Here is an 8,748-nt window from a genome sequence, read left to right on the forward strand (position 1 = left end):
GCTCACGAAGATCATTTGAAAGCGCTCGCGTCATCAGATGCTGGCCTCCAATCCAGCCAGCATCTTGAATCACAATCAAGCCTCGATGGGAATCCTACGATTCTCTAAAAGAAGGAAACGCTCTAGGACAGGTGTGTGCGGTCTTCCCGGAAACAGCATGGCGCTTTCCGGAGTTGCGTCAAAACAAAGGGTCAGTGTAGTTCCCGTTTTCTTGCAACGGTGGACTGATCTAGGGCGCGAAGATCGACCAGTTCATCAGTTTGGCAAGCTTCTCCAGCGCGATCGAGCCAAGCTTGGAATTGCCGTTGGCGTTGAGGCCGGGCGACCACACCGCGAGCGAGGCGACGCCCGGCACGATGGCCAATATGCCGCCGCCGACGCCGCTCTTGCCGGGAATGCCGACGCGGAAGGCGAAATCCCCGGAGCCGTCATAGTGGCCGCAGGTCAGCATCATCGCGCCGATGCGGCGCGCGCGCTCTGGCGACACCACGGAATGACCGGTCGCCGGGTTCTTGCCGCCATTGGCGAGGAAGCGCCCGGCGAGCGCCAATTGGCGGCAGTTCATGGCGATGGCGCAGTGGTGGAAATAGACGCCAAGCGCCAACTCCGGCTCATGCTGCAGATTGCCGAAGGATTTCATGTAGTTGGCGAGCGCAAAGTTGCGATATCCAGTTGCGCGCTCCGACGCGGCCACCTCACGGTCGATGATGATCGTGTCGTCGTCGGCCAGGAACTGGATGAAGCGCAGGATCTCACCGATCGCCTCGCGCGGCTGATGGCCGGCCAGCAGGATGTCAGAAATGACGATGGCGCCGGCATTGATGAACGGATTGCGCGGAATGCCGTTCTCGTGCTCGAGCTGTACGATCGAGTTGAACGGATTGCCAGACGGTTCACGCCCGACCCTTTTCCACAACGCGTCGCCGACATTGCCGAGTGCCAGCGTCAGCGTGAACACTTTCGAGATGCTCTGGATCGAGAAGGCCTGCTCGGCATCGCCCGCCGTCAGCACGCGGCCCTCATTGGTGACGGCGGCGATGCCGAATTTCTTCGGATCGACCTTGCCCAGCTGCGGGATATAGGACGCGACAGCGCCGCGATCGGTGCGTTCGGCCATTTCGGTGGCGACTTCGGCCAGCGCCTGCTCCAATTCCGGCATGATGCTACCTCAGCCATCTTTCGATGCGCGCCATCGCCTCGACCATGTCGTCATGGCTGCCGGCGTAGGAGAAGCGCATGGTGCGGTGGCCTGCCTGGGTGTCGAAATCGCGGCCGGGCGTCGCCGCCACATGCGCTTCCGCCAGCATCCTTCGCGCAAAGGCCATGCTGTCATTGGTGTGCCGGGTGACATCGCAAAACGCGTAGAAGGCGCCGTCCATGGGTGCCGCCAACGGGAAGCCGAGTTCCGGCAAGCGCTTCATCAGCAACTCGCGATTCCAGGCGTAGCGGCCCTTGACCGCCTCCAACTCCGCCGTCGCGGCGAACGCCTCGATCGCTGCGATCTGCGACAGTTCCGGCGGCGATATATAGAGGCTCTGGGCGATGCGCTCGACTGGCCGGACCAACGCCTCCGGCAACACCATCCAGCCGATGCGCCAGCCGGTCATGCAATAGTATTTCGAGAAGGAATTGATCACGGTCACGCCGCCGCCAAAGGCCAGCGCGGTCGTGTCGGGCGCGTCATAGGCCAGGCGATGGTAGATCTCATCGGAAATCACGGCGATGCCGAGCTCTTCCGCCGTCCTCACCAGGATCGCCAGTTCATCCGCCGGGATCACGGCGCCGGTCGGGTTGGCGGGACTGGCGAACAGGACACCCTTCAGCGGCTTTTCGCGGTGCGCGGTTTCCAGATGGCCGGCGTGCAGATAGGCGGCATCGTCGAGCTCAATCTCGACAATGTCGATGCCGAGCGCGGCCATGATGTTGCGATAAGCGGGATAGCCGGGCGCGGCGATGGCGACGCGGTCGCCGGGATCGAACATGGCCAGGAAGGCAAGGTTGAAGGCCGCCGACGACCCGGTGGTCACCGCGATCCGGCTGGGGGGAACATCGAGGCCGTAGTGATCGGCGTAGTGTCCGGCGATCGCCTTGCGCAGCGGCGCAAGGCCGAGCGCGTCGGTGTAGCCGATTCGGCCGTCCCGCAGCGCCTCGGCCGCAGCGGCGCGGACGCGGGCCGGCGCCGGATCGGAGGGTTGGCCAACCGCCATGGAGATGACCGAAACGCCCTGCGCCTTCAGCCGGTTTGCCTCGGCCAGAATATCCATGGCGTGGAACGGCTCGACATTGCCGCGGCGTGAGAGCGAAACGACCATCTTCAACCCATCTTCCCGCGGCCGCCGCACCAAGCCCTGGCGGCCGCGCCGCACAATTGCCCGATTGATGTGAGGATCACAAGTTGAGGAAGTTTTCCGGCGCCGACTTTTCATCCTTGGCCCGCTCGTCTACCAGTGGACACGTCATGTTCAGCCGACCCAGATCGACGATTGCCCCGGCAGCGCGTGTCTTCACGACGCTTTTGCTCGCGGCTGCCGTCGCGGTGTCGAGTTCGGTCACGGCCTTCGCCCAGAGCGTGCCGGTGGTGCGCGACGCCGAGATCGAGGCGCTGGTGCGCGACTATGCGCGGCCGATCTTCAAGGCCGCGGGGCTGGCGAATGACGGCATCGACATCGTGCTGGTCAACGACCAGAGTTTCAACGCCTTCGTCACCGGGCGCCGCCTGTTCGTCAACACCGGCGCGCTGATGACAGCCGAAACGCCCAATGAGATCATCGGCGTGATCGCCCACGAGGCCGGCCATATCGCCGGCGGCCATCAGCAGAAACTCCGCGACCAGCTCGAACGCGCCAAGACGATGGCGATCATCGCGACATTGCTTGGCGCCGGCGCCATGGTCGCCGGAGCGACCACCAACAGCCGCGGGCTGGCGGGGGCCGGCATGGGTGTCGCGGCCGGCGGCGGCGAGATGGCGCAGCGCAGCATCCTTGCCTATCAGCGCACCGAGGAGATGACCGCAGACCGTTCGGCGATCACCTATCTCAACGCCACCGGCCAGTCCGGCATGGGCATGCTGAAGACATTCCACCGCTTCCAGACCGCGCTGTCGCTGTCGGGCGCGCAGGTCGATCCCTACCGGATCAGCCATCCGATGCCGCAGGACCGCATCTCCAATCTCGAAGTGCTGGTGAAACAGAGCCCTTATGTCGACAAGATCGACCCGGCGGCCCTGCAGCAGCGGCACGACATGATGCGAGTGAAGATCGCCGCCTATATGGAAGGCCAGGCCGCAGCGTCGCGGCTGATGCGCAAGATGCCCGGCACTCTCGCCGCCCGGTATGGCGACGCCCAGTCGACATACCTGTTCGGCGACATCGGCATCGCGCTGGCCAAGACCAATGCCTTGATCAAGGAGCAACCGAAGAACGCCTATTTCCAGGAGTTGCGCGGCGACATCCTGATGAAGGCGAACAAGCCCAAGGACGCCGCCGATGCCTATGCCAGGGCGGTCAGCCTTGATCCGGCGCGGTCGGGCCTGCTATCGGTGTCCTGGGGTCAGGCGCTTATGGCCGTCGGGACGCCGGACTCCCTGAAAAAGGCCGTGGTGCAGATCAACAACGGGCTTGGGCGCGACAAGGAAAACGCCCCGGGATACCGATATCTGGCGCAGGCCTATGGCGAACTGGGGGACATTCCGGGCGCAGAACTTGCCACCGCCGAGGGTCACTTCTATTCCGGCGCCTACAAGGACGCGAAGATATTCGCCATGCGAGCGCAGCAGCAGATGAAGCGCGGCGAGCCGCGCTGGCTTCGCGCGCAGGATATTATAAACTACGCACCATCGAAAAAGATCAAGTGAACCCCAAGGCCACTCGCCGCGACACAGCCAGACAGAGCGGGCCGGACAACAGGCAGAAGGAACGGGAACGATGACTAAGGCACTGTTGCTGGGGACCACGGGCGTCGCTGTCGCTCTTGCCATGATGGCTTTCGGATTCGTCGCCGGAAGCCCGGAGATAGCCAAGGCCGGCACGGCACAGCCTGTCCAGGCGGCGACCGCCGACACCAAGATCGACCGCGCCGAGGTCGAAGGCATCATTCGCGACTATCTGCTGAAGAATCCTGAAGTTCTCCTGGAGGTCCAGGACGCGCTCGAAGCCAAGCAGAAGGAAGAACAGCGCATCGCCCATCTGGGCGTCATCCAGAATGCCAAGGACCAGATCTTCAACTCCTCCTTCGACGGCGTTGTTGGCAATCCGAACGGCAAGGTCACCATCGTCGAGTTCTACGACTACAATTGCGGCTTCTGCAAACGCGCCATCGACGACATGCAGGCACTCACGAAGTCCGATCCGGACCTGCGTTTCGTGCTCAAGGAATTCCCTATCCTCGGGCCGGATTCGCAGAAGGCAAGCGTCGTTTCGATGGCGTTCCACCTGATGATGCCGGAAAAGTACGGCGAGTTCCACAACGCCCTGCTCGGCGGCCAGGGACGCGCCACCGAGGCAACGGCCATCAAGACCGCGATTTCACTGGGTGCGGATGAAGCAACGCTGCGCCAGAAAATGAAGGATCCGTCGATCCCCGAGGCCTTCGCGAAGACCTACGACCTGGCCAACAAGCTGGCGATCACCGGAACGCCGTCCTATGTCGTCGGCAACGAGGTCGTCTTCGGTGCTCTGGGACAGGAAGTCCTGGCCGAAAAGATCCAGGAAGCGAAAGCGGCGCTCTGAATTTTTGCTCACGAACACATTTCCGCCTGTTGTGGACAGTGAAAGAACGACACTTGCGCTCTTTTCGCGGGCGTCTATGCCCATTATAGAGGGCCCTGCGCGCTGATTGACGTCGGCGCTGGAAAGGTCGATTTTTTTGAAAACGGTTTTCGTCCTGAACGGTCCCAATCTCAACGCGCTCGGCAAGCGCGAGCCGGGCATCTATGGCGGCAAGACTCTTGCCGCGATTGGCGAGGACTGCAAGCAGGCCGGCGCATCGCTCGGGCTCGACATCGATTTCCGTCAGTCGAACCATGAGGGCGACCTCGTCGACTGGATTCAGGAAGCGGGCGACAAGGCCGTCGGCATCGTTATCAATCCGGGCGCCTATAGCCACACATCCATTGCCATCCACGATGCCATCCGCGCGGTCGCGCCTTTGCCGGTCGCCGAAGTTCACCTTTCCAACATCCATGCGCGGGAACCATTCCGCCACGTGTCCATGGTCTCGCCGGTCGCCGTCGGCATGATCTGTGGCTTTGGGCCGCTCGGTTACACGCTGGCGCTGCAGGCGTTGGCGGCACGCCTATGACCGGCCAACAAACAGAAGGCTCGAAAATGTCGATAAAGAAGACCGGTGTTGACCAGCAGCTGATCCGTGATCTTGCGGGCATACTGAACGACACCAACCTGACCGAGATCGAGGTGGAACTGGGCGACCTGAAGGTGCGCGTGTCGCGGCAGGCACCTGCCGTCCATGCGATCGCGGCACCGCAGCCAAGCTATGCGCCGGCCTCGACGCAGGCTGCCGCCATCGCGGCGCCCGCCGCGGCGGAGCTTTCCAAGAACGCGGTCACCTCGCCGATGGTCGGCACAGCCTATCTGGCGCCGTCGCCCGACGCCAAGGCGTTCATCGAGGTTGGCCAGAAGGTCAAGGAGGGCCAGACGCTGCTCATCATCGAGGCGATGAAGACGATGAACCAGATCCCCTCGCCGCGCGCCGGCACGGTGACGGCGATCCTGTTCGAGGACGCTTCGCCGGTCGAATACGGCATGCCGCTCGTCGTGATCGAATAGAGCGGGCCGGATGTTTCAGAAGATCCTCATCGCCAATCGCGGCGAAATCGCGCTTCGGGTGCTGCGCGCCTGCAAGGAACTCGGCATCCAGACGGTGGTGGTGCATTCGACCGCCGACGCCGACGCCATGCATGTGAGGCTAGCCGACGAGAGCGTGTGCATCGGGCCGCCGCCATCGCGCGACAGCTATCTCAACATCCATCAGATCGTCGCCGCCTGCGAGATCACAGGGGCCGACGCGGTGCATCCCGGCTACGGCTTCCTGTCGGAGAATGCCAAGTTCGCCGATATCCTGGCCGCGCACAACATCACCTTCATCGGCCCCACCGGCGACCATATCCGGATCATGGGAGACAAGATCGAGGCCAAGCGCACCGCCAAGCGCCTTGGCATTCCGGTGGTGCCTGGTTCGGACGGTGCGGTCACAGATCAAAAGGAAGCCAGGCGCATTGCCGCCGAGATCGGCTATCCGGTGATCATCAAGGCATCGGCAGGCGGCGGCGGGCGCGGCATGAAGGTCGCCCTCACCGAAGCCGACCTCGAGGTCGCCTTGCAGACAGCCAGCACGGAAGCCGGCGCGGCGTTCGGCGACGATGCCGTCTACATCGAGAAATACCTGGAAAAGCCGCGCCATATCGAAGTCCAGGTGTTCGGTGACGGATTCGGCGGCGGCGTGCATTTCGGCGAGCGCGACTGTTCACTGCAACGCCGGCACCAGAAGGTCTGGGAAGAGGCGCCCTCGCCGGCACTCAACGCCGAAGAACGCGCGCGCATTGGCGGCATCTGCGCCAAGGCCATCGCCGACCTCGGCTATTCCGGCGCCGGCACGATCGAGTTCCTCTACGAAAATGGCGAGTTCTATTTCATCGAGATGAACACGCGCCTGCAGGTCGAGCATCCGGTGACGGAAGCCATCACCGGCATCGATCTCGTGCACGAACAGATCCGCGTTGCTTCGGGGGGCGGACTTTCGGTCCGGCAGGAAGACATCAAGTTCAATGGCCACGCCATCGAATGCCGCATCAATGCGGAAGATCCGCGCACCTTCACCCCCTCGCCCGGAACGATCACCCATTTCCACACACCGGGCGGCCTGGGCATCCGAGTCGATTCCGGCGTCTATTCCGGCTACAAGATCCCGCCTTATTACGACAGCCTGATTGGCAAGCTGATCGTGCATGGACGCAATCGCGTCGAGTGCATGATGCGGCTGAGGCGGGCTCTGGACGAATTCGTGGTCGACGGCATCAAGACCACGCTGCCGCTGTTTCGCGATCTCGTCGGCAATGCCGACATCGCCAATGGCGACTACGACATCCACTGGCTGGAAAAATACCTCGCCAAAGGCGAATAGCGCGGAGGCGCGATGACCCGTCCCTACGCGCCCGGCTATCGCATCCCGACCGACCTGCTGCTCAAGGCCTATGCCTCGGGCGTCTTCCCGATGGCCGAAAGCGCCGGCGACCCGGAGGTGTTCTGGGTGCGACCGGAGACGCGCGGCATTATCCCGCTCGAGGGCTTCCACACGCCGAAAAGCCTCAGGAAAACGATCCGGAAAAGTCCGTTCGATATTCGTTTCGACTTTGACTTCGAGGCTACGATCGATGGCTGCGCCGAGAAGCGCGAGGAACGCCGCTCGACCTGGATCAACGCGCCGATTCGCGAAGCGTATGTGCAACTTCACCGGATCGGACATTGTCATTCGGTAGAGGCGTGGCGCGACGACCGGCTGGTCGGCGGCCTCTATGGCGTGTCGCTGGGGCGGGTGTTCTTCGGCGAAAGCATGTTCGCCAAGGAGACGGACGCGTCCAAGACCTGCCTGTTCTATCTGGTTGAACGGTTGAAGGAACGGGGCTTCGCATTGCTCGATACGCAGTTCACCACCGAGCACCTGAAGCGGTTCGGCGCAGTCGACGTGCCGCGCGGCAAATATGAGAAGATGCTGGCCGAAGCGCTGAAGGGTGAGGCGATCTTTTTTCCCTGAGGATCAAGCCTCTTCCGTCTCCAACGGTGTTTGTGCATGGAACATCAGTTTCCAGCCGTTAACGCGATGGACATAGCCGCTGCTGACCAAGGCCGCGTAGGATTCGCCATTCTCGCGTTTCGCATGGGCCTCGTAGGTCAGCATGATGATGTCGCTGCCTGGCTCGATAATTCCCTTCAGATCGATCTTCAGATTACGCCAGCGGTTGGGGTTGGTCGCGGTCTTTGCGAGATCTGCATTGTCCATCGCCTGTGCCATCCCCGGAAAAGCCACCAGGCATTCAGTGTCGGCATTGGCTGCATAATAGGCCTCGTCACCCGTCCAGAAGCCCTTCTCGAGTTCAAGAAGCTCTTTCTTGCCGGCCGTGATCCGCTTGCTGTCCGACATGGAAATCCTCCAGGCGCCTCGATGCGCGGTCGTGCGTGATCCAACGCGTGGTTGTCGCGACGGTTCCGCAGGATCAGTTGGTGTTCGCGGTGTCGGGATCGACCTGATCAGGTGCGACGGTGGCCTTCGGCTTTGCCGTATCGGCCGCGGCGGCGCCGGGGGCCGGCACATCCGACTTCTGTTTGCATTCTTTCAGCCAGACGTCATAGACGGCATGTTCGACGGCGTTCAGCCCCGGGCTTTCGGCAAACATCCAGCCCGTGAAGATGCGGCGAATCTTGCGGTCAAGCGTGATCTCATCGACCTCGACGAAGGAATCGGTCTTGGGCGCCTCCGCCTGAGGCCGGGAATAACAGACGCGCGGCGTCACCTGCAAAGCGCCGAACTGCACGGTCTCATCGATATAGACATCGAAGGTGATGATGCGGCCGGTGATCTTGTCGATGCCGGCGAATTCGGCGATGGGATTGGCGATGCGATCGGAGCCCGCCGCCGCCGGCGGGGGCGTTGCCGGCTCGGGCGAGGCCGCGAAGGTCCCCGTGCTGACGGCAAGGCCTGCGGCTAGGGTCATGCCGCCCATCGATGTCAGGCTTA

10 protein-coding genes are annotated in these 8,748 nt (G+C 62.7%); 6 read left to right on the forward strand and 4 right to left on the reverse strand.

The features are described 5' to 3' along the window. Nucleotides 1-229: 229 nt before the first annotated feature. Together WC739_RS22995 and WC739_RS23000 are read right to left on the reverse strand one after the other, a co-directional pair. Nucleotides 230-1,159, reverse strand: coding sequence for a glutaminase (locus WC739_RS22995; protein ID WP_372955296.1), 930 nt, complete (start codon nucleotides 1,157-1,159; stop codon nucleotides 230-232). A 4-nt stretch (nucleotides 1,160-1,163) separates the two neighbouring features. Next, entirely contained in the window at nucleotides 1,164-2,312 is a 1,149-nt protein-coding gene (locus WC739_RS23000) for a pyridoxal phosphate-dependent aminotransferase (RefSeq protein ID WP_372955303.1), read from the reverse strand. A gap of 146 nt (nucleotides 2,313-2,458) precedes the next feature. Here WC739_RS23000 and WC739_RS23005 point away from each other — a divergent pair, with 146 nt between their 5' ends. The 6 genes from WC739_RS23005 to aat all read left to right on the forward strand — a co-directional run bounded on the left by WC739_RS23005 (nucleotide 2,459) and on the right by aat (nucleotide 7,767). Then, nucleotides 2,459-3,853, forward strand: a complete 1,395-nt coding sequence (locus WC739_RS23005; protein ID WP_372955297.1) for a M48 family metalloprotease — start codon at nucleotides 2,459-2,461, stop codon at nucleotides 3,851-3,853. Between the two features lie 70 nt (nucleotides 3,854-3,923). After that, nucleotides 3,924-4,727, forward strand: a complete 804-nt coding sequence (locus WC739_RS23010; protein ID WP_372955298.1) for a DsbA family protein — start codon at nucleotides 3,924-3,926, stop codon at nucleotides 4,725-4,727. Nucleotides 4,728-4,863: 136 nt separating this feature from the next. Continuing rightward, a complete protein-coding gene (gene aroQ, locus WC739_RS23015) occupies nucleotides 4,864-5,298 on the forward strand; it encodes a type II 3-dehydroquinate dehydratase (RefSeq protein ID WP_372955299.1) in 435 nt (144 codons plus the stop codon). A 26-nt stretch (nucleotides 5,299-5,324) separates the two neighbouring features. Further along, a complete protein-coding gene (accB, locus tag WC739_RS23020) occupies nucleotides 5,325-5,783 on the forward strand; it encodes an acetyl-CoA carboxylase biotin carboxyl carrier protein (RefSeq protein ID WP_372955300.1) in 459 nt (152 codons plus the stop codon). 10 nt (nucleotides 5,784-5,793) lie between these two features. Then, the gene (gene accC, locus WC739_RS23025) at nucleotides 5,794-7,137 is read left to right on the forward strand and encodes an acetyl-CoA carboxylase biotin carboxylase subunit (RefSeq protein ID WP_224664167.1); all 1,344 of its coding nucleotides are present in this window, start codon (nucleotides 5,794-5,796) and stop codon (nucleotides 7,135-7,137) included. Nucleotides 7,138-7,149: 12 nt separating this feature from the next. Further along, nucleotides 7,150-7,767, forward strand: a complete 618-nt coding sequence (gene aat, locus WC739_RS23030) for a leucyl/phenylalanyl-tRNA--protein transferase (protein WP_372955301.1) — start codon at nucleotides 7,150-7,152, stop codon at nucleotides 7,765-7,767. A gap of 3 nt (nucleotides 7,768-7,770) precedes the next feature. Here aat and WC739_RS23035 read toward each other — a convergent pair whose 3' ends face one another. Both WC739_RS23035 and WC739_RS23040 read right to left on the reverse strand, forming a co-directional pair. Then, nucleotides 7,771-8,154, reverse strand: coding sequence for a hypothetical protein (locus WC739_RS23035; RefSeq protein ID WP_372955302.1), 384 nt, complete (start codon nucleotides 8,152-8,154; stop codon nucleotides 7,771-7,773). A gap of 73 nt (nucleotides 8,155-8,227) precedes the next feature. Next, the gene (locus WC739_RS23040) at nucleotides 8,228-8,734 is read right to left on the reverse strand and encodes a DUF2155 domain-containing protein (protein ID WP_372955304.1); all 507 of its coding nucleotides are present in this window, start codon (nucleotides 8,732-8,734) and stop codon (nucleotides 8,228-8,230) included. Nucleotides 8,735-8,748 lie beyond the last annotated feature (14 nt).

The organism is Mesorhizobium sp. (assembly GCF_041661565.1).
Lineage (GTDB): Bacteria > Pseudomonadota > Alphaproteobacteria > Rhizobiales > Rhizobiaceae > Mesorhizobium.

Excerpts from the sequence above, each read along its gene's own strand:
- WC739_RS22995 (WP_372955296.1), bottom strand. The coding sequence starts at position 1,159 with ATGCCGGAATTGGAGCAGGCGCTGGCCGAAGTCGCCACCGAAATGGCC.
- WC739_RS23000 (WP_372955303.1), bottom strand. The coding sequence starts at position 2,312 with ATGGTCGTTTCGCTCTCACGCCGCGGCAATGTCGAGCCGTTCCACGCC.
- WC739_RS23005 (WP_372955297.1), top strand. The coding sequence starts at position 2,459 with ATGTTCAGCCGACCCAGATCGACGATTGCCCCGGCAGCGCGTGTCTTC.
- WC739_RS23010 (WP_372955298.1), top strand. The coding sequence starts at position 3,924 with ATGACTAAGGCACTGTTGCTGGGGACCACGGGCGTCGCTGTCGCTCTT.
- accB (WP_372955300.1), top strand. The coding sequence starts at position 5,325 with ATGTCGATAAAGAAGACCGGTGTTGACCAGCAGCTGATCCGTGATCTT.
- accC (WP_224664167.1), top strand. The coding sequence starts at position 5,794 with ATGTTTCAGAAGATCCTCATCGCCAATCGCGGCGAAATCGCGCTTCGG.
- aat (WP_372955301.1), top strand. The coding sequence starts at position 7,150 with ATGACCCGTCCCTACGCGCCCGGCTATCGCATCCCGACCGACCTGCTG.
- WC739_RS23035 (WP_372955302.1), bottom strand. The coding sequence starts at position 8,154 with ATGTCGGACAGCAAGCGGATCACGGCCGGCAAGAAAGAGCTTCTTGAA.
- WC739_RS23040 (WP_372955304.1), bottom strand. The coding sequence starts at position 8,734 with ATGGGCGGCATGACCCTAGCCGCAGGCCTTGCCGTCAGCACGGGGACC.